The 19,975-nt window shown below is 41.8% G+C and carries 17 protein-coding genes; 8 read left to right on the top strand and 9 right to left on the bottom strand.

The window, feature by feature from the left end; genetic code table 11:
* The first annotated feature begins 12 nt into the window (after nt 1–12).
* From NH399_RS25855 to NH399_RS07395, 3 genes are all read left to right on the top strand, one after another.
* Nucleotides 13–1,446 carry a hypothetical protein gene (locus NH399_RS25855; protein WP_253038240.1) on the top strand — a complete coding sequence of 478 codons (1,434 nt, stop codon included), beginning with the start codon at nt 13–15 and terminating at the stop codon, nt 1,444–1,446.
* An 8-nt stretch (nt 1,447–1,454) separates the two neighbouring features.
* Nucleotides 1,455–2,471, top strand: coding sequence for a low-specificity L-threonine aldolase (gene ltaE, locus NH399_RS07400; protein WP_253038238.1), 1,017 nt, complete (start codon nt 1,455–1,457; stop codon nt 2,469–2,471).
* 275 nt (nt 2,472–2,746) lie between these two features.
* Nucleotides 2,747–3,526 carry a DUF3050 domain-containing protein gene (locus NH399_RS07395; protein ID WP_253038236.1) on the top strand — a complete coding sequence of 260 codons (780 nt, stop codon included), beginning with the start codon at nt 2,747–2,749 and terminating at the stop codon, nt 3,524–3,526.
* Nucleotides 3,527–3,574: 48 nt separating this feature from the next.
* Here the strand turns inward: NH399_RS07395 and NH399_RS07390 are convergent, their stop codons facing one another.
* The 5 genes from NH399_RS07390 to NH399_RS07370 all read right to left on the bottom strand — a co-directional run bounded on the left by NH399_RS07390 (nt 3,575) and on the right by NH399_RS07370 (nt 10,023).
* Nucleotides 3,575–4,813 carry a DUF4124 domain-containing protein gene (locus tag NH399_RS07390; protein ID WP_253038234.1) on the bottom strand — a complete coding sequence of 413 codons (1,239 nt, stop codon included), beginning with the start codon at nt 4,811–4,813 and terminating at the stop codon, nt 3,575–3,577.
* A gap of 54 nt (nt 4,814–4,867) precedes the next feature.
* The gene (gene prpF, locus NH399_RS07385) at nt 4,868–6,046 is read right to left on the bottom strand and encodes a 2-methylaconitate cis-trans isomerase PrpF (RefSeq protein WP_253038233.1); all 1,179 of its coding nucleotides are present in this window, start codon (nt 6,044–6,046) and stop codon (nt 4,868–4,870) included.
* 106 nt (nt 6,047–6,152) lie between these two features.
* Complete coding sequence (gene acnD, locus NH399_RS07380; protein ID WP_253038220.1) at nt 6,153–8,747, bottom strand: Fe/S-dependent 2-methylisocitrate dehydratase AcnD; 2,595 nt, start codon at nt 8,745–8,747, stop codon at nt 6,153–6,155.
* Nucleotides 8,748–8,837: 90 nt separating this feature from the next.
* On the bottom strand, nt 8,838–9,506 hold the full coding sequence (locus NH399_RS07375; protein WP_253038209.1) for a GntR family transcriptional regulator: 669 nt from the start codon (nt 9,504–9,506) through the stop codon (nt 8,838–8,840).
* A 154-nt stretch (nt 9,507–9,660) separates the two neighbouring features.
* On the bottom strand, nt 9,661–10,023 hold the full coding sequence (locus tag NH399_RS07370; protein WP_253038207.1) for a hypothetical protein: 363 nt from the start codon (nt 10,021–10,023) through the stop codon (nt 9,661–9,663).
* A 225-nt stretch (nt 10,024–10,248) separates the two neighbouring features.
* Here NH399_RS07370 and NH399_RS07365 point away from each other — a divergent pair, with 225 nt between their 5' ends.
* On the top strand, nt 10,249–11,565 hold the full coding sequence (locus tag NH399_RS07365; protein WP_253038205.1) for a hypothetical protein: 1,317 nt from the start codon (nt 10,249–10,251) through the stop codon (nt 11,563–11,565).
* A 120-nt stretch (nt 11,566–11,685) separates the two neighbouring features.
* On the opposite strand, the gene NH399_RS07360 is transcribed toward NH399_RS07365, so the two are convergent.
* Nucleotides 11,686–13,710, bottom strand: coding sequence for a fibronectin type III domain-containing protein (locus NH399_RS07360; RefSeq protein WP_253038203.1), 2,025 nt, complete (start codon nt 13,708–13,710; stop codon nt 11,686–11,688).
* A 250-nt stretch (nt 13,711–13,960) separates the two neighbouring features.
* On the opposite strand from NH399_RS07360, the gene NH399_RS07355 reads away from it, so the two are divergent.
* Both NH399_RS07355 and NH399_RS07350 read left to right on the top strand, forming a co-directional pair.
* Nucleotides 13,961–15,139 (top strand): LamG-like jellyroll fold domain-containing protein, encoded by a 1,179-nt coding sequence (locus NH399_RS07355; RefSeq protein ID WP_253038201.1) that lies wholly within the window; start codon nt 13,961–13,963, stop codon nt 15,137–15,139.
* A gap of 70 nt (nt 15,140–15,209) precedes the next feature.
* Nucleotides 15,210–15,554 (top strand): hypothetical protein, encoded by a 345-nt coding sequence (locus NH399_RS07350; RefSeq protein ID WP_253038189.1) that lies wholly within the window; start codon nt 15,210–15,212, stop codon nt 15,552–15,554.
* An 89-nt stretch (nt 15,555–15,643) separates the two neighbouring features.
* Here the strand turns inward: NH399_RS07350 and NH399_RS07345 are convergent, their stop codons facing one another.
* Nucleotides 15,644–16,066, bottom strand: a complete 423-nt coding sequence (locus tag NH399_RS07345) for a MarR family winged helix-turn-helix transcriptional regulator (RefSeq protein ID WP_253038187.1) — start codon at nt 16,064–16,066, stop codon at nt 15,644–15,646.
* A 125-nt stretch (nt 16,067–16,191) separates the two neighbouring features.
* On the opposite strand from NH399_RS07345, the gene NH399_RS07340 reads away from it, so the two are divergent.
* Nucleotides 16,192–17,172, top strand: a complete 981-nt coding sequence (locus tag NH399_RS07340) for a catalase (RefSeq protein ID WP_253038185.1) — start codon at nt 16,192–16,194, stop codon at nt 17,170–17,172.
* A 214-nt stretch (nt 17,173–17,386) separates the two neighbouring features.
* A complete protein-coding gene (locus NH399_RS07335) occupies nt 17,387–18,682 on the top strand; it encodes a hypothetical protein (protein ID WP_253038183.1) in 1,296 nt (431 codons plus the stop codon).
* A 222-nt stretch (nt 18,683–18,904) separates the two neighbouring features.
* Here NH399_RS07335 and NH399_RS07330 read toward each other — a convergent pair whose 3' ends face one another.
* Complete coding sequence (locus NH399_RS07330; protein WP_253038181.1) at nt 18,905–19,105, bottom strand: hypothetical protein; 201 nt, start codon at nt 19,103–19,105, stop codon at nt 18,905–18,907.
* A 646-nt stretch (nt 19,106–19,751) separates the two neighbouring features.
* A partial coding sequence (locus NH399_RS07325; RefSeq protein ID WP_253038179.1) for a transposase occupies nt 19,752–19,975 on the bottom strand: 224 nt, incomplete at its 5' end.

Below are 19,975 nucleotides of genomic sequence, written 5' to 3'. Positions count from 1 at the left end.
AGCGAATCTAGTGTGCTAATAAGAGTATTGCTATTACTACTTACCGGTTTTGCCTGCAAGAGCGTTTTTGCAGGACAAGTTCAGTACATTCTTTCGATGGATACATCGTTAGAAGTGCTCAACCTTTCGGTATGTTTTAAAAATGTAAGAAGCAAACACCTCGAATCTAATGTCCGCAATGGTCGTAAGTTTATTCGTATTCACCCTCGCTTTGGCCACTGGGACAACAATAAGATCCGAATTAAGAAACTCGATAAAAGTGGCTGCCTGCCCTACCGAGTGGATTTGCTCGCTTTTCAGAAGCAGAACAAACGCAGTACACAACGATGGTCTAAGATTTCAAAAGACATCTTTTTACTTCCCACTTCCCTTTGGTTGTGGCTTCCTACCCATTACAACGATGATACTGAGTTCGCTCTGTGGCTAAAAAAACCGACCAACATTAACGTGTCTTTACCTTGGGCACCGTCGACTGAAAATGGTCGTATCTACCCATTCAAACCAGAATACTTTTTGACCAAGTCTGTCTTTGGTCGTTTTCAACAAAACAAGTTTAAAAAAGGTTCCATTCTGTTTGATATATCTTTCACTAACAAAGTGGATGATGTTAAACGCAAACAACTGGTTCATTGGATAGAAAATGCCGTCGCGGCAGTATCGACAGTACACGGAAAATTCCCAACCAACTATGTTCAAGTGCTGCTCACTCCTATCAGCCAAGGCAGTGAGGCTGCGCCCTACGCTCATGTATTACGAGGGGGTGGCATCAGCATTCAGTTCTTTATTATGCCCGAGCATCCTATCAAAAACTTTATAGAGGACTGGACTGCCTACCATGAGTTTTCTCACCTCTTATTACCCTTCATTGACTTAAAAGACGCCTGGGTATCAGAGGGAATTGCCAGCTATTACCAGTATCTTGTTATGGCCAGACATGGGGTCGTTAGTGAAGAACAAGCCTTCCGCCGCTTTTGGGGTGGTATTAAGCGTGGCTTTGACAATTACCATCGCACCTCGGGCCGCCCACTCAGCGAAGTCTCCAAAAATGTTCGTCGCTATGGTGCTCATCGCCGCGTCTATTGGACGGGTGCTCTCCTTTGGTTTCAGGCTGATTTAATCTTGCGAAAATCAGGAAACTCACTGGACAAAGTATTAGCGGAGTTCGCTCGTAAGCACCATCCAGAAGACGACACTATGTCAGCCCGCGAACTTTCTAAAGTGCTTGACGATATTGTAGGCTATCCCTTGTTTGTTCCACTATTTAGCCAGGCGCAAGACTTAACGGCTTATCCAGACTACCGCGAATTGTTCAATCGGATAGGCATTCAAATCAAAGGCAACGAACTGTCATTTGCCCCATCTAAGTTGCGCAAAGCCCTTGTGACTCCGGTACTTGAATCCCCTCTACAAATGGGTAACACTGAGAGACCTTCGATTCAACCTTAAGGCCTTTTATGAGTCACCTCATTGATCTGAGAAGCGACACGGTTACTCTGCCTTCTGCCGCAATGAAAGACGCCATGCATACTGCACCAGTAGGCGATGATGTCTATGGCGAAGATCCAACCATCAATCAACTTGAAGAATACTGCGCCGAGCTACTCGGAAAAGAAGCGGCCCTATTTGCTTCTAGTGGTACTCAAACCAACCTATTAGCTCTGCTCACTCATTGCCAACGTGGCGAAGAGTACATTGTTGGTCAACACGCCCACACCTACAAATACGAAGCAGGAGGCGCAGCGGTATTAGGTAGCATTCAACCGCAGCCTATTCATTTTAACGACGACGGTTATATGCCGTTGGATGATATTAAAGCCGTTATCAAACCAGACGATCTTCATTTTGCAAAAAGCAAGCTTGTGTGTTTAGAAAACACTCATGCCGGGCAATGTTTGCCACAGGATTATCCGGCGCAAGTTAAAGCTATCTGCGAAGAACACAATCTACTACTCCACCTTGATGGAGCGAGAATTTTTAACGCCGTTGTTGCTCAAAATACTCATGTGCGTGACTTAACAAAAGACTACGACTCTGTCTCTATTTGCTTATCAAAAGGATTAGGCGCTCCCGTGGGTTCTGTACTAGTCGGCTCAGCAGAGTTCATAAAAAATACTCGTCGTTGGCGCAAAATGTTAGGTGGTGGTATGCGACAAGCTGGTATGCTAGCGGCAGCGTGTTTGTATGCTTTGCAGAATAATGTAGAGCGCCTACAAGATGATCATGACAATGCATCATTACTGCTTAAAGGTCTGCAAGAAATCGATGCTGTCGAATGCTTGCCTCACAGTGCTCAAACAAATATGGTCTTTGTAAAAACACCTCAACAAAAGTTAGACAAGCTAATAGAAGAAGCCAACAAAGCTCATATTATTTTGCCTAAAGGTCAAACTATGAGACTCGTTACACATCTGAATATGCAAGCCAATGATATTATTAAAGTCATTGATGTATTCAAAAAAGTCCTTGGCTAGCTGTATAAAAATTCATGCTCAACAGTCAGCTGCTGTTGAGCATTTTAAATTTTATTTAACAAGACATTTATTTTTATTTCATAAAACCAATTCAAGTTTATCTGAGTAATAACTCAAACCATCAAGCCTGCATCTCAATAAACAGTACCGTTCATTTCAGCAAAGAATAATTTAAAAAAAGTTTGTGAACGCCTCACATATTCACAATTGTGATAGTGCGACATCGTAAACGTTCGGTATATCTTAATCGTGACTGTTTGATAAAGGCTTCTATCATGATGCTGATTAACGAAGATATTAAAAACGCGCAACACACGTTGCTTAACCATCCCTTGTACACTCGTTTAGATTCGTTGGAAACGTTTCAAATCTTTATGAGTCACCATGTGTACGCTGTTTGGGACTTTATGTCTTTACTCAAAGCCTTACAGCTTCGCTTAACGAATACGCAACTGCCTTGGGTACCTCAGGGAGATCCTGCTGTTCGACAAATGATCAACGAAATTGTTTTAGGCGAAGAAAGTGACGAGGTTGTTGGTGGACTCAGTCATTTCGAATGGTACATCATTGCTATGAAAGAATGTGGTGCCGATACCGAAGCCATCGAAAATTTTGTTGAGTCCATTAAACATGGCGAAGACTTCTACAAGCATATTGAAAGTTTGCCCAAGTCTATTCGTGACTTTGTCGAATTTACTTTAGACCTGGTCCTCAATGGTGAAACTTACGAAATTGCCGCAGCATTTACTATTGGCCGTGAGAACTTAATTCCATCTATGTTTATGGAGTTTATTGAACACCTGGCAGATACCTATCCAGAACAAACGGCTTCGTTAGTGCACTACTTCAATCGTCATATCGAAGTTGACGGCGACGAACATGGTCCACTGGCCATGAATATGCTGACCCGTCTATGTGATAATAACCAACAAAAATTAGAAAGGTGTCAACAGGTGGCAGTCAAAGCGCTAGAGCTTAGAACTCAGCTTTGGGAAGGTATTTATGCTGCTATTGAAGCCAAAGAGTCAAAGTCACTTACCGAAGCTGTCGCATAATTATTTTGCAAGAAAAAAAAGGCCGCTTACTTTAAGCGGCCTTTTATATTACTCACCAGAACATGACAGACTTTTGACTAAACTGGCTTTTAAATTAGATTGGCAACTCCAAAGGATGTGTTGTCCATCAACACTAGGGAACAAACTGATCCGGTCGCCCTCTTCAAAGTGTTGGCCACTCAAATAAGCCGTTAGCTCTCCGTGCCCACCGACTTCAACAGACTCAATAGAATAACTTTGTAACACTGCACTAGAATCCTGAATGCCTAAAGACTCTTGACCACTTGGAAAGCGGCCATGCTGATAATAATACTCTACCACTCGAGTTTTTAATTGCGAAAGGTAGGACAAAGCTTTGCCCAGATGCGCACGACGTCGATAATTATTAAAATTAAGCGAGTCGAGCAATGATTCTGCAATGGAGGGCTCTTTCTTCTTTTTCGCAGATTTCTTTTTCGCTTTAGGATGCGCCATTAATACCGCTTTTAGTTTTTTATCTGCTAAAAGTTGATAACCCGATTGAATAAATAATTCCCGAGTCAGTTCTCTAAGCGAACGCCACTTTTTCCAATCTGGCGCAGCACCTCGAGTTGTTGCTTGATACAGCACTTTGTCATTATCTGGATCAATTAACTTCCAATTAACTAGCATCTCTCCTCGCTGGCGAGAAAAGTTACTCAGACTCAAGTTTTTAGCTTTGCCGACTTTAATGCGTTTATTACGATAAGAACCGCTCCACTTAGGTGCGCATAAATGAATCGACAACTGCTGAAACTCAGCCATCAACACTAGCCCAGGCTGGTTGACCAGATTGCGTCGGTAATTGATTTGTTGTGCCGAACGACTCTGATAACCCACGCGGTTAAATGCAAAAGATACGTCAGGAATAATAGAATGAGCTTGGTAGGTCATACGCGATAACCAATCGCGCTGCTTAGCCTCCTGATAGCTGAGCGTTGTAGGAGAAACACACTCAGGGCCAAAGTAAAATGCCCCAAGCGATCCTTTATCAGCAACCTCAGGCGTCAGCATCGGTTCTTTTAATACAATCCATAAATAAGCTGCGGATTCATTAGGTAACAATACCAGAGCTTTTTTATCTTCTACTGGTGCAATAGGCGCTCCGGCAGATTTAAGCTCAATTTCTTGCGCATTGCTTTTGGGCGGAGGCTTATCAGAATAATGCACCCGCCCTTTTTCATCCACCCACTTATACAGCTTATCTGCAGCAGACAAAGAGGTGGAACCCATAATGGCCAACCAGAGTCCAATCACTACCCATTTCATTTACGAAAACCTCTCTGCTACCAATGCAAAACTGCAGATTGATATTTCTAGTGACTAAAATGTATCGCCAGGAATTCTTACCCAGCCTTCCATCAATACGCGCGCGCTGCGACTCATGGCGACTTTCTTAGCTTGCCATTCATCACCCTGCTGTTCAACTTCTGCGCCAACTCGTAGTGTACCTGATGGGTGGCCAAAACGAACCGATTGTCTTTCACCACCGCCAGCGGCTAAGTTAACTAACGTACCAGGAATCGCTGAAGCAGTTGCAATAGCCACCGCTGCGGTTCCCATCATAGCGTGATGGAGCTTACCCATCGACAAAGCTCGCACGTTAAGATCAATGTCGTCGCTGCTAATGTCTTTTCCGCTAGAGGCTGCATAGCTTTGTGGTTTGGCGACAAAAGCCACCTTAGGCGTATGCTGTCGCGCTGCGGCTTCTGCAACGTCTTTAATTAATCCCATTTTAACCGCGCCATGAGCACGAATGGTTTCAAACATGGCCAATGCTTTGTCATCGCCATTGATGGCTTCTTGTAACTCTGTGCCTGTGTAATCGATGTCTTCAGCATTCAAGAAAATCGTAGGGATACCCGCGTTAATCATCGTTGCTTTAAAAGTGCCAACACCAGGTACTTCTAAATCATCGACCAGATTGCCCGTTGGGAACATAGAACCTTCGCCATCAGCAGGATCGATAAACTCAACTTTTACTTCAGCGGCTGGAAAAGTCACACCGTCTAACTCAAAGTCACCGGTTTCTTGTACTTCACCATTGGTCATAGGAACATGTGCAGTGATCGTTTTTTTGATGTTTGCCTGCCATATACGAACTTCAGCAATGCCGTTTTCAGGAATGCGCTCTGCATCCACCAAGCCACTACTAATTGCAAAAGAACCTACCGCAGCGGTTAAGTTGCCACAGTTACCACTCCAGTCTACAAAAGCTTTATCAATTGATACCTGACCAAACAAATAATCTACGTCGTGATCGGCTTTTTCGCTCTTTGATAAAATGACCGTTTTGCTGGTGCTTGATGTAGCCCCGCCCATACCATCGGTTTGCTTGCCATATGGATCAGGACTACCGATTACGCGCAATAATAATTTATCACGAGCTTCGCCTGGCTGTTGGGCCGCCTCAGGCAAATCCGTTAGATTAAAAAACATGCCTTTACTGGTTCCACCGCGCATATAAGTCGCTGGAATTTTTATTTGTGGTGCATGAGCCATAAATGATTCACCCTAACTGTTCTAAAATCACAGATGCAAAACAGCGATGTAACCGTGTTATACCCAAAGTATTTCACTGTTACATCGCCATCCCAAAATATTACTTCTAGTTTTTACCCGAAGACTCCAGGAAGTCTTGCGCAAATCGCTGCAATACACCGCCCGCTTCATAAATGGAAACTTCTTCGGCGGTGTCGAGTCGACAAGTCATAGGTACTTCAACTGTTTCACCATTTTTGCGATGAATAACCAGAGTTAATGTAGCACCAGGTGTTCTCTCACCGACTACGTCGTAAGTTTCTGTGCCATCAATTTCTAGAGTTTTGCGATTTGTGCCAGATTTAAACTCTAATGGCAACACACCCATACCAATCAAGTTAGTACGGTGAATACGCTCAAAACCTTCGGCTGCAATCACTTCTACACCTGCCAGACGAACACCTTTTGCCGCCCAGTCTCGTGATGAGCCCTGACCATAATCAGCGCCAGCCACGATGATCAAAGGTTGCTTACGCTCCATGTAGGTTTCGATGGCTTCCCACATGCGAGTGACTTTGCCTTCTGGCTCAATACGCGCCAAAGACCCTTGCTTAACTTCGCCGTTTTCCTGCACCATTTCGTTAAACAGTTTTGGGTTAGCAAAGGTAGCTCGTTGAGCTGTTAAGTGATCACCACGGTGTGTCGCGTAAGAGTTAAAATCTTCTTCTGGTAAGCCCATCTTCGCCAGATACTCGCCTGCCGCACTGCTGGCTAGAATCGCGTTCGATGGCGATAAGTGATCCGTGGTAATGTTGTCACCTAATACAGCTAAAGGACGCATGCCCTTCATCGTACGCTCACCGGCCAATGCACCTTCCCAATAAGGAGGACGACGAATATAAGTACTTTGCGGTCTCCAGTCATACAAAGGATCGTTTTTCTCACCGTAGTCAACAGACAGATTGAACATAGGTTCGTATACGGTTCTAAACTGTTCAGGCTTAACGCTGCTCGCTACAATCGCATCGATCTCTTCATCACTTGGCCAGATGTCTTTTAAAGTCACCGGGTTACCTTCTTGATCATGACCAAGTACATCTTTTTCAATATCAAAACGAATGGTTCCGGCAATGGCATAAGCCACAACGAGTGGCGGTGACGCCAGGAAGGCTTGTTTCGCATAAGGGTGAATACGACCATCAAAGTTTCGGTTACCCGATAAAACAGCCGTCGAATACAGATCTCGTTCGATCACTTCTTTTTGAATTTCTGGATCAAGTGCCCCACTCATACCGTTGCAGGTTGTACAAGCAAAAGCCACAACACCAAAGCCTAGCTTTTCTAATTCTGGTAATAGATTGGCTTCTTCAAGATACAACTGAACCGCTTTTGATCCGGGAGCTAAAGATGACTTAACCCAAGGTTTTCTTAACAGACCTTTTTGATTTGCGTTACGGGCAATCAAACCTGCGGCAATCACATTACGAGGGTTACTGGTGTTAGTACAACTGGTGATGGCCGCAATGATGACCGCACCATCAGGCATTAAACCTTCTTCGTTCTCAACATTACCCGCAATACCTTGTGAAGCTAGCTCAGTAGTAGGGACACGTTTGTGAGGGTTAGATGGACCCGCAATGTTACGAACAACAGAAGACAGATCAAAAGTTAATACACGTTCGTATTCCGCTTTATCTAAACTGTCTGCCCACAAGCCGGTTTCTTTAGCATAGGTCTCTACCAATTTGACTTGCTCATCATCACGGCCTGTAATTTTTAAATAATCGATGGTTTTGTCATCGATATAGAACATGGCTGCTGTCGCACCAAACTCTGGCGTCATATTAGAGATAGTTGCACGATCACCCAAAGTTAAATCAGATGCGCCCTCACCGTAGAACTCCAGGTAAGAAGAAACCACTTTTTGTTCACGTAAAAATTCAGTAATGGCTAATACGATGTCTGTTGCTGTAATACCAGGTTGGCGTTTACCCTTTAATTCAACACCAATGATATTTGGCAAACGCATGTAAGAAGCACGACCCAGCATAACGCTTTCTGCTTCTAATCCACCCACACCAATAGCAATAACACCCAGTGCATCAACGTGAGGTGTGTGGCTGTCTGTTCCTACTAAGGTATCAGGGAAAGCTACGCCATCGCGAGCGTGCACAACAGGAGACATTTTTTCCAGATTAATCTGGTGCATGATGCCGTTGCCAGGAGGAATAACATCAACGTTTTTGAATGCCGTTTTGGTCCAGTTAATAAAGTGGAAGCGATCATCGTTACGACGATCTTCAATGGCACGATTTTTTTCGAAAGCGTCTTCTTCAAAACCAGCGTGCTCTACTGCCAACGAGTGGTCAACGATAAGCTGTGTTGGAACGACAGGATTAACTTGTGAAGGGTCACCGCCCTTCTCTGCAATGGCATCACGTAAGCCTGCCAAGTCAACAAGAGCTGTCTGTCCCAAAATATCGTGACAAACAACACGCGCAGGGAACCAAGGAAAATCTAACTCGCGCTTGCGCTCAATGATTTGTTTGAGTGAATCGGTCAGAGTTTCAGGGCTGCAACGACGAACCAGGTTTTCTGCCAATACACGCGATGTATAAGGCAAAGTTTCATAAGAGCCTGGTTGAATATCTTCAATCGCCTGACGCGTATCGAAGTAGTCTAGCTTGGTCCCAGCTAACGGCTTTCTGTAGTTAGAATTCATAAGGTATCCAATTTTCTTTGTAGTTTGTTAAATCAAAAATTCTCGCAGTATTTTTTCATAATGGGTTCGAGGGTCTTCTTTATGACCCCACTATGAAAACTCACCATTGAGTTTCTTTTGCAAACTTTGTTTAGTGTATGAGATGTGTCTTCGCATCAACATCTCTGCCAGTTCCGCATCGCGGTTTGCTATTGCCTGCATAATGTGTCGGTGCTCGTCATAGGCGGTGGTCACTCTTGGCCCTGACATACCTAATTGCACGCGATACATTCGTATCAAGTGATAAATGCCTTCTATTAATAATGATATAAGATGAGTATTTTTGCTGCCTAATATGATGCGGTAATGAAAGTCGACATCACCCGCTTCTTGATAATAGGTTTCACCGGATTTCACGGTATCGCCGTAAGAGTTAAGTAAGTCTTGAAGAGCGGTGATTTCTTGGTCAGTCATCTGATCCGCAGCCAGTCGTGCGGCCATCCCCTCGAGGGACTCGCGTACTTCGTAGAGCTGGACCAATCCTTCTGGCGTTAGAGCAACAACCTTTGCCCCTACGTTGGCTTTACGTTCAACAAGATGACTGGATTCAAGACGATTGATGGCTTCACGGATAATGGCTCGGCTCACCGCGTATTTTGTCGACAATTCGGTCTCACTGAGCTTGGAGCCAGCCGCAATCTGCCCTTCTACGATGTCTTGTCGTAGCTGGATGAAGGTTTTATCCGCGGCGGTGACGGGTTTTTCGCTCAAAGGGCTCATATTTTGAACAAAAGTGGCCTACTTTCTTGAAATTGTCGACAATCATAGGTGGATTTTGGAATTTAGTCAAAATTTTGTCTTAGATTGTCGACAAAATAGGCACTTGCTCACTAATCAAGCAACATCTTCACTCTTTGGTAGGTCATAAGCTTGTTCATACATAAGCCCCACTGACCATTAACGCAGGCAAAAAGAAGCTAAAAGAGAAAAGTAGCGACCCGGTAACCAGAAGGCAGATTGAACAATATGCAGTATTGAGGGTAAACACCTTTGGCCTGGACAAGGCGCTATTTACGATGATATCTCGAGCGATTTGAAGCTCAGCTTTGATTGCGTCTATTTTGGCCTTAAACCATTCGATGACAGGCTTATAGTAATAAAGGAGAAAACCAAAAGCTAAATCAATTCCGCCGACGTCAATAAGGATCATTAACTCTGGTGCAAAAAAAGCTGCAACAATGATCATAGTTCCTATTAAAATTTTCTTTATTAAGCTCAGCTCTTTCCAGTTATCCATGATGTTCCAGGTGATTTTTTAATTCAAACTGGACTCCAGATTCTAGCCAGCTTGTTTATTACTCGATAGTCTTCAAACTCCTTCTCTTATTACACACAGGGTTGTATTCTTAACAAATTGTGTAGATCTAAAAATTTAAATTTTTTAGGACTATTCCTTTTCTGCATCGTTATCTAAAGATAGCCTGTATTACAATTAAACAAAAAGCAATGACGGAGCCTTTTCATGATCGACTATAGCCAACTTCAATGCCCTAGCTGTTTGTGGGTTCCTGATGGTGAGGCGCGCTGGGCTTGCTTTTGTGGAAATACCTGGAACACCTTCGAAACCAAAGCCAAATGCTCCAAGTGCGGAACTCAGTGGAATGAAACTTCCTGTCCACTATGTAACGAAACCACATCTCACGAAGCATGGTATCAGCGCTCAGACAAAAGCTTCCCAAAATTGCTCGAGGCTCTTAATGTTCCTGGTATCCCTGAACCACTTGCTCAATTATGGTTCGATAAATTCAATGAGCCTTCTGAATCGCTTTCTTTTCACTTTCGCTTTTTTTCTCCGTTTCAATTAATATCTCCCAAAGGGGTCATGTTACTGACCTATCTCATTGATAGCGGTAAAGACAGAATTCACTTTTCAAACCAGCTGTCTCGTCTCAAAGAGTCAGGTAAGATTAGTGAAAAACAATGGCATTCGTATTCGGGCCAAATGAACGATGATCTTTTGCTTGTATCCAGAGACTATTCTAACCGAGTGCAAAAATATCGATATCCCAGTTTTGATGTTAAAAAAATCATTCCTTTTGGGATTAATGGCAGCAACGAGTATCTCTGTGTCGGTATGGCTGAAACGGGAGAGGTATTGGGTGTTTATCTTTATCACCCGAACATAGAAGCACCTATTTTTATTTCACGAAATGTTGATGAGCTGTTAAGCAACCTTTCTTTTGGACAGACTGATGAGATCGATAATAAATCAAAAGAGAGCTTTATTTCTTCTTTACTAGAAGATGATGACGTCTATGTTTATGATGCCCCTCAAGAACGCGATGAAGAAATTGATATAGAAAAACAGGCACAAGGCTACTGCGAGTTTGTTAGCTCAAACCTTGATAAAGTGTTTGGAATAGCTCATGACGTTGAGTTTAAAGCGAACATTCTTCGCATTAAGCTAGGAGCCGAAGAATCAACCTCTTTTTCCATAGCCTTAGAAAGTGACTCTGATAAATATTATGCGCTAACAACACTTTTCCTTGAAGCTAATAAGCATCTTAATCGCTTTTTACATTTTGGCAATGGCGGTTGGCCAGAATATTATGGCTTCTATCTTATTAATGATAAAGTAGCATGTTTGCTGTCAGAAAATGTTATTAAACTGGCTCGATTTGGCTGTCTAAACTCAGTTCTTGCAGCGCGTCTACCTCTTGCTGCCTATTCCTCTGTAGAATATCCTAAAGTTAGTGAAACAAGTTTGGAGTTAGTCAAAGATAAAGACTGGTCTAAAAACACTATTCGTAAATTTTTAGATGAATCAAGTCGGTATTAACTCTCTCTTTTTTATTGAGCTTTTCACACCGTTAGAAAGATGAAAAATCAGGCTCCATCCCTAGAGCCTGATTATTGTTATTAAAGACATCCTATTTTATTAACATATTAAAGTTTAATGCTAGAAAATATAAGGCTCATCAACCGCCTGCAATTTATTAAGCGTTTGTCTGCTATGCCACTTACCACCAGACTTCCACCATGCTTTACTGTGAATTTTCGCATAAGATTTCAGACAGGTTTGCCCAGCATAATCACCTGAACTTTCTTCAACAATGCGATGACTTTTTGCATCAATATTCCAGCCGCCCAAAAAGTCTATACCCACTCCAGGTACATCACTGGTGCAATACTCTCCGCAGTTGTTCCATTGTTTGGTGTAGTCAACGATCTCTTTTGGCCCCAAACACATATACTTGGTAGCACTAGCATACTTCTTATCAATACTAGCATTAACAATTCGAACCCAAAGTTCATCGCTATCGCGATCTTCATACCATTTGGGAACCTGATTTGCATAATGAGTACAGCTATTACCTGTCACACTGTCTTGGCAACTGCTCGATACTGGTGCAACACACTCACTCCAGCTTTGATGTTCACCACAATGCTGCATATTTTCAGCGACCAGACCTTTAGCAATAGCACAGTAGGTTCCCAGATTTGAATAACCAACTCGTCTTGCCTCTGCATCAAACTTTTTATAAAGCTCAGAAAAAAGATTAGGATCAAAATACTGGCAGCGTTCTTGCAGCTGCGCATCATATGTACGCCAAGTACGAATAAAATTTTGATAGGGTCGATAGTCTAAGAAGACATTAAAATGTGGTTGAGAACTCAACTCTTCTGGCACATTGTATTTCTTTGTTTTGTACTTAACAACCGCAGTGCCTTCGCTAGCTTGAAACTGGTTGTACAATTCAAAAAACTTATCAAACTGGATAAACTCCGTAATACCTTCAGTGCTTCCTAAAGTCGATGCAGTCACACTGATGCTATATCCTTTATACTTAGAGGTGATTTCGCTGACCTCAGTTTCGCTAAATCCACCACTAGCGTATCCTTGCAGACTTCCTTTTATCTCCTCAGTTGTGGAGCGAACTTCAGAAATGGACTTGGAATCAGAAGTTACATGGATCGCAATATAAGCCAGCTTACCGATCGTTGTCTCAGAAACATATTCATCACCACAAGTATTCCGAAAGTTTTCTTTTTGACCTGTTAACAAGTAATTTTTAGCCGTTGGCGTTAAGTTAAGAAAAGCTTCACTTTTTGTATACTCGTTGCGATGAAAATTTTCTAACTTCGCAATTATAAGGCCTTCAGATCCTACGTTGTGGATTTTGCTTACTAACTTCTTTTTGTAATGATACTCTGCATTGAAGATTCCATAATTAAGGTTAAGAGTAGTGTCTTCACTCAGATCCAAAGCAGCATACAACTCTGAATGGGTATTTGCGGCTCTGAACTTCATGTCACCTTCATCGACAGAGGCTCCACCGCCTAAAATATCGGCATCATTAGTCCAGCAGTGGCCATTCATTGGCTCACCATTTAATGAATCAAATCCATAACCTAGTTTTGCAACGTCATAAGTTGTACTACCAAACGTTCGAGCGCGACTCCCTGTGCTGCTTACTCTAGGAACATACTTGTTCATTTTGGAGCGACTTACACGGGAGTGAACAAACTCTCGAAAGTCACCACAACCTTTAGAAGTACAAGCCTGAACTCGAAAACGATATAAACCATCGACTAAGCCAGAAAAGGTTTGATTTCTTGCAAACCCACTGTATACCAAACTCCAGCTGCCTTTATTATCTTGACGATACAGCTTGTAACTTGGTACTTGTGTACCTCCGTAGGCAGCAGCCCACTCTACTTTTAGATTTCCTTTTTCACTAAAAGGGCTGTAGTGGATATATTCTGGCGCCGATGGTACAATAACATAGCTGCTACCTCCCCCACCGCAAGTTTCATCAATCTGTGTACAATCGATAGGTATTCTGTCGAATTCTTCTCCACCATGCTCTCTCGCTACAGCCGTATGACCAGATAATAAACTAGCAACAGTAGCTAGTGTTAAAAGTGTTTTCTTTCTTTTTATTACGTGACTTCTTTTTAAAACAGATAATGTACGTGACATTTTCCTATTCTCCCAAATATTACTTTCAGGTTATTTGTTAACCATGACTAAAACCTTTAATTCTTAACAATTTCAAAGGCGGGGTTATTTTTGAAAGAATTGAGATAAAAAAAATGACGTGAAGCTGCAAAATTTGTGAAGAAAAAGTGACTATTACCCTCTTTTGCTCAATTTTGTGTCTATTTATTACAAAAGAGTCGAGATATAATCTTTTTAGAGTTTTAGGCAGCAAGGAAAATCTCAATAACAGATGAACTCTACAAAGTTTTTAATTAATGATTGTCTTGTAGATATTCAGCAAAATTCAATTTCGCAAAACAATGAAGTAAAGCAAGTTGAACCAAGAATAATTTCTGTTTTAGAAGTTTTAATAGACAACGCTGGCCAATTGGTTTTAAGAGAAGATCTTATCCGTCGTGTATGGGAAGATCAGGTTGTTAATGAAAACTCATTAAATAGAAACATTGCCAAAATCAGAAAAATTCTAGATAAAGACAATGAAACTAGCTGCATTAAAACAGTCCCAAAGAAAGGTTATATATTAACAGCAAAGGTTCAAGTTTCGGCAGAACCAAAATTGCACAATGAAGTTGAAAAAGCGCAAAAAACATTCAATATATCAACTAAGCCTCTCACTTCATTTTTCCTAGCGGCATCGTTGCTCTTTGTTATTTCGGTTTCAATCGCAATAAAGCCGGATACATCTTTACAGCTCAATTCTTCAGCAACGTCAGCAGAAGAAAAAGAAGCTAGTACAACGTCTGCGAGTATAAATACTAAGCAGCATGTCACTCTATCACCCGAAAACCAATCTACAGCCTTTTGTTTGGATGGCATCGATGATTATGTTGAAGTAAAAAACTCTCCTATTATCGATGTCGGTACCAATGATTTTTCTTTAAGTGCGTGGATAAGAACCCGAGCTAAAGGTTTAATCGTTATTCTAGATAAAAGAAGTGAAAAAAATGTAGAGTATGTGAAGGGTTATCATTTATTTGTTACTGATGGAAAACTAGGCTTTCAGTTAGCAAAAGGCGAAGGCAGTTGGAGTTGCCAATCAAACCCTCCCATTTCATCTTGTAGCAACTATATAGTCGATAAATTTATTGCTGATGGCCAGTGGCATTTAGTTAATGTGACGGTTGATAGAGACCACGAAGATGGCATAAAGTTTTATATTGATGGTAAGTACATTAGACGCAACAATCCTATGGCAAGAAGTGGCTCGTTATCTAACGACAGTCCATTGAGGATCGGCAGTCGTTCTTCGGACGTTTCTGGATTATTTCATGGCGATATTGCGGAAGTCTCGATCCATAATTACTCGCTTTCTGAAGATGAAATTAATGATATGTTTTCTCGAGGTGTAAAACGCGGCTGTCAATTGGCGAAAGCAGCTCCGGAAGTTTTCTTGGATCAGTTTCGGTGAAAGTTTATCTAGTAAGCTCCCTAGATGATGACGCTGTTGTAACAGGCCAACTCGGATATTGAGCTTTCCTATGCAAAAAACTGATATTGTAGGCAAATGGAGTTTCGACGCCGGACATAAGAAAAACTTATCCAACGACAAACAACTGCACTTTAATAAAGACGCTTCTGGCTCAGTGCTCTCAGCTAGTGAAGTGATGTTTCATTTTGAGTGGGCTATCAGTGAAAATAGCGATGAGCTTCTGATGGGGAACCATAGCTCTCCTGCTGGCAAGCCTATGGGCAAAAGAGAGCTAATGGCTTGTGGCGCAGCTTTGAGTGAAGAGCAGCTACCGATGGGCAAGTTTCAAGTGTTAAGCTTCTCTCAGTTTTCTTTGCCTTTTGGCTTAAAGCGATTTGTGAAAGTTTCGACTTAGATTTGAACAAGTATCAAGTCCCCCAGCCTTACGCAGCTTACTCCAACCATCCCGATTGCAAGAGCAAGCTAAAGAGCTGTAAGCAAAAGTTAAGGTTTCTGCTCTACAATTTTATGACAAAGAGCCATCAAGTCGGTAGCTTGCTTTTTCGTAAGTCCTGTCTCACAGAAAGCTTGATTTGTAATAGCCTCACTTTTTAGCGAGAGCTCTCTTCCTTCATCGGTCAATACAATATTCTTCTGCCGTTCGTTGTCGGCTAGCAATTGTCGTTCTATCAACTGCTTTTGTTCCAGGCGTTTTAACAATGGCGTCATAGTCGCTTTGCTCAAGCCTGTCTTCATAGCCAAAGCACTGATCGACACATTGTCTTCTTCCCATAGCGCCATTAACACCACAAATTGAGTGTAAGTAAGCTTCAAAGGTTCTAATAAAGGGCGATAAATACTGGTTAAATGATTAGAGGCAGTATAAAGAGCAAAACAAAGCTGGCTATCAAGTTGAGCAACTGACAATACAATCTTCCTATAGTTAATGGTCAGTAAATTTTGCACTCGAATGTTCAAAAATACAACAATTAGTTGAATTATAGTTAGTGTACGAATAGTATATACACAAACCATAACTTTGAGGGCCAATCATGCGACAATTAACAACCATATTTGGCGTGCTTTTATTCACAACACCTGTCTTTGCTAATGATGTTGCGAAAAACGCCAAGCACACTGTTGAATCTTTTGAGAAGCTATTTGGGATAACAGAAGGCAAACGCAGGAACCATACCAAAGGATTTTGCTTTGAAGCCTCTCTCATTCCACACGATTCACACATTAATCAATACAGTAACAGCCCACTTTTTGCCCATAAATCAAAGGTAATCGGCAGGCTGTCTCATAAAGGCGGTAACAACAAGGCATCCGATAGCAAACCAGCAGAGTACGGTATGGGTCTGGCCATCACGACGGTCGATGGCCAAGAACATCGTATGTCTATGAATACACTTGATTTCTTTCCTGTCGCAACGCCAGAAGCTTTCGCAGAACTAATGCACGCGAAAACCCAGGGGAAGGAAGCCGTAAAAGCGTTTAAAAGTAGAAATAGTGATCTTCAGCGCTTTAAAACTCACATGGCCAAAAAAGAGAAGAAGCTCACTCCTTATGAAGGCAGTACCTTCAATAGCATTAATAGTTTTTATCTAACCAATGACGATAATAAACGAACCGCCGTTCGCTGGGCATTTGTGCCAGAACGCTCGCAAAATATTGTATTAAAACCACAAGATGATTTTTATTTTGAAAACATGCAGAAAAACCTGAGCCAACATGGAATTGTTTGGAATATGGTGATTACCATTGCTAACCCTGACGACAAGGTTAACAATGCAGCCCTCCCCTGGACAGGTAAGCACACAACCCTTGTTGCAGCTAAGCTAAAAGTGCAGGCAATTAGCCGTGAATCCGATGGCAAGTGCGATGCAATCAATTTTGATCCGTTAATTTTATCATCAGGATTCGCGCCCTCCTCCGATCCTTTGTTGCAAGCTCGTCGCCTTTCTTACGCCATATCTTTTGGCAAAAGAACGCATGAGAAGCACAAACAAAAAGATAAAAGCAAGAACTAAAAGGCTCTGATAAGTCTTTAACTAACAAATCACCAAACACCAGAAAAATTTCCGTTTTTATTAACTTCAAGAGGCTGGTTTATGTTGTATGCAGCCTCTCTTACCTTGCCTTACATGGGCTTACAGTAAATAAATTTCAGGTAGATATACTGATTCTAAATCGACTCACTCACGACAATAACGTCTTGAAGTTTATCTATTTGGAGGTGTAATCATGGTGATTGCTAAAAAGATGATGATCGCTGTATCGGCGTTAACCTTGTGTGCATGTGGGGGCGGCTCATCGAGTAGCAACTCAAATGCTAGCGGCTCAACCAACCCGCCGCCGCCGACGAACAAGTGCTCGCAAGCGATTAGTGAAGGTGCAAGTCTGGGAATAACCGATATCCCAGCCAGCGCAGCAGCGGAACATAGAAATAATTTTTGTAAGTACACAAAACTGGTTGCCCCTAACGGCAAAGCCATCCACTTTTTTGCTCAAGATCAGATCACTAATGAACAGATGGTTCGTGCGCGCAATATTCTGGAGTTTTATTTAACGAATGTTCCTGGCTCGCAATATGGTGCCGACAAAACGGCTGTCTGGAACAAAATGGCAGATAACAATGCCATCTTGATCATGCCAAACGGCTCTGATACCGGTAGTGCTCCTGCCAGTGGACAAACCTTGTTCCAAACTGAAAATGTTGTAGAAGGTTCTGATGCTTATCTGGTCAACGAACCAAGAGATGCTGCTTTTGAAGAAATTCTTCATTTAATGCACGACACTGGTATTGGCGTTGATGGCAGTAATACCATGCCAGGTGTTTTACCCGAGTTTCAACAAGAAATTCGCAATGCAACCAACAACGCTGTTCCATCAAGTATTGTTGCTGGCGGTAAAGGCATCTGGGCAAGTATCGATCTAAATTGGCTAAGTGAACTTCAAGGCGAAAATAGCCTAACTCAAGAATATCTTGCTTCGATCATTGATACTTATTACGGCCTTGCTGGACGTTCGAGTTCTGGAGGCTCCAATGACCTATATCAACCTCAAACTAGGGCAGAAATATCAACCATTGATCCTATGGGATGGGCATTAGTTGGTGGCGACTCGCCAAGAAAGTTTTTTAGTGAATACGTCACTTACAATGCCCGGGTAGATAAGAATTACACTGGAACTTTTACACTTAACTTTGATGCTAATCAAAAGTACACCCATAAGTCGCAATACTTAATCAATGTCACACTAACGGGAAGTTCACCCATTACTTTGATCGGCAATAATCAAGCGAATGATTTAACGGGGAATGTTGCAGACAACGAAATCATTGGCAATCAAGGTAACGATACCATCAATGGTGGTGACGGTACGGATACCGCGACGTTTACAGGTAATGCGGTTGATTATACGATTACCAACAACAATGGTGTTGTTACCGTTGTCGATAGTGTTGCAGGACGTGATGGCACGGATACTTTAACCAGTATCGAACTGCTAAAATTTGCGGATACTTCTTTTAGTCCTTAGTAATTTACGCCCTTTCCACTCAGCTCGGCGTTAGGTTAACGCTTAATGCCGAACATCAGCTGCTCAAACTCAGCTTTTTGATAAACAATAAAAAAGCATCGTCTATCTTGGTTTGGTCTAGGCGAAGATTTCTCGGATGTTTGAACTATTATCTTTTACTCTCAACAAAACCCAGCCGAGATAGATTTGTTTGGCTGGGTTATTGAGCTTTACTAAATGCCTTTAATCAGCATATCTGAATACAGCAGCTGTCCCGCCCATACTCTCACAAACACTCACAGCCCATCTTACTCCACGAACGCTTGAGCTGGAGTAATAATGTTCGCCATTGCAATAAACAGAGTAAACTGTCTCCGCCGATGACTCACTGCTATACAACAAAGCTGACGTAGCTAAAGTTACTGTTACTAATAATTTTCTCATAATCCTGTCCTTCTTATTTTTTTGTTTTTAGTAAAGTTGATTTACATAACTAATCATATAAATCAGAAAATAACTTAGCATCAAAATTCAGTGACATCTATCTTTCTGAGATGCAGACAACGAAACGAAAATGAAAATTTATTATAAGTCAGTTGTAACCATTTTGGGCTATGGGCAAACCAAAATAGCGATAGCTCTTCTTTTCACTGCTTATCTAGGTTAAACAGTGAAAACGCTACTACTTTCGGGATGAACTTCTTATGTGACAATTTCGACTGAATTTAATTTCATCTAAATCAAGAGGCTAAGATACTACAAAAGTTGTAGCGCCTGAACTTGTACATTACTCTCTTTTATTATCTTTCTTATGTTAAAAAAGCTCCGACAAAGTCTCTTTACTCCTTAATAACTTTTTTGTTTTTTGCCGTGCAAAATATTTTCGAGGTTGATACTATTAAAAAACAATACCTAACATCTCATAACAACAATAAGTCACACAGTAGCGCTTAAAACATTAGCTTTTCGAAGCGCACCAACCAAAGTTAAAAGCAATCAAAATAAAATCCAGAGCTATCGACTATAAAGCCCCATTACTCATAAAAACAGACAACAGAGAAAATTCCAGCTTCAACTGTCAGCTTCCCCATTACTGAGACAGCTCTAAACTAGAGTTTTCTACTTTTTTCCGATAGATAGCTGGGGGTAAACTTCCTAAGCTATCGTGCGGTCGTTCTTCGTTGTAGTCCAACATCCACTCCCACGCCATTTCTCTTACTTGTGATAGACTGTCAAACAAGTAAGCATTTAAAAACTCTCGCCGAAACGAGCCATTAAAACGTTCAACAAATCCATTCTGCTGCGGCTTTCCCG

The sequence above is a fragment of the Pleionea sp. CnH1-48 genome, from assembly GCF_024124665.1.
Classification (GTDB): domain Bacteria; phylum Pseudomonadota; class Gammaproteobacteria; order Enterobacterales; family Kangiellaceae; genus JAMXSB01.
This window is presented reverse-complemented; position numbering and strand designations above follow the sequence as displayed.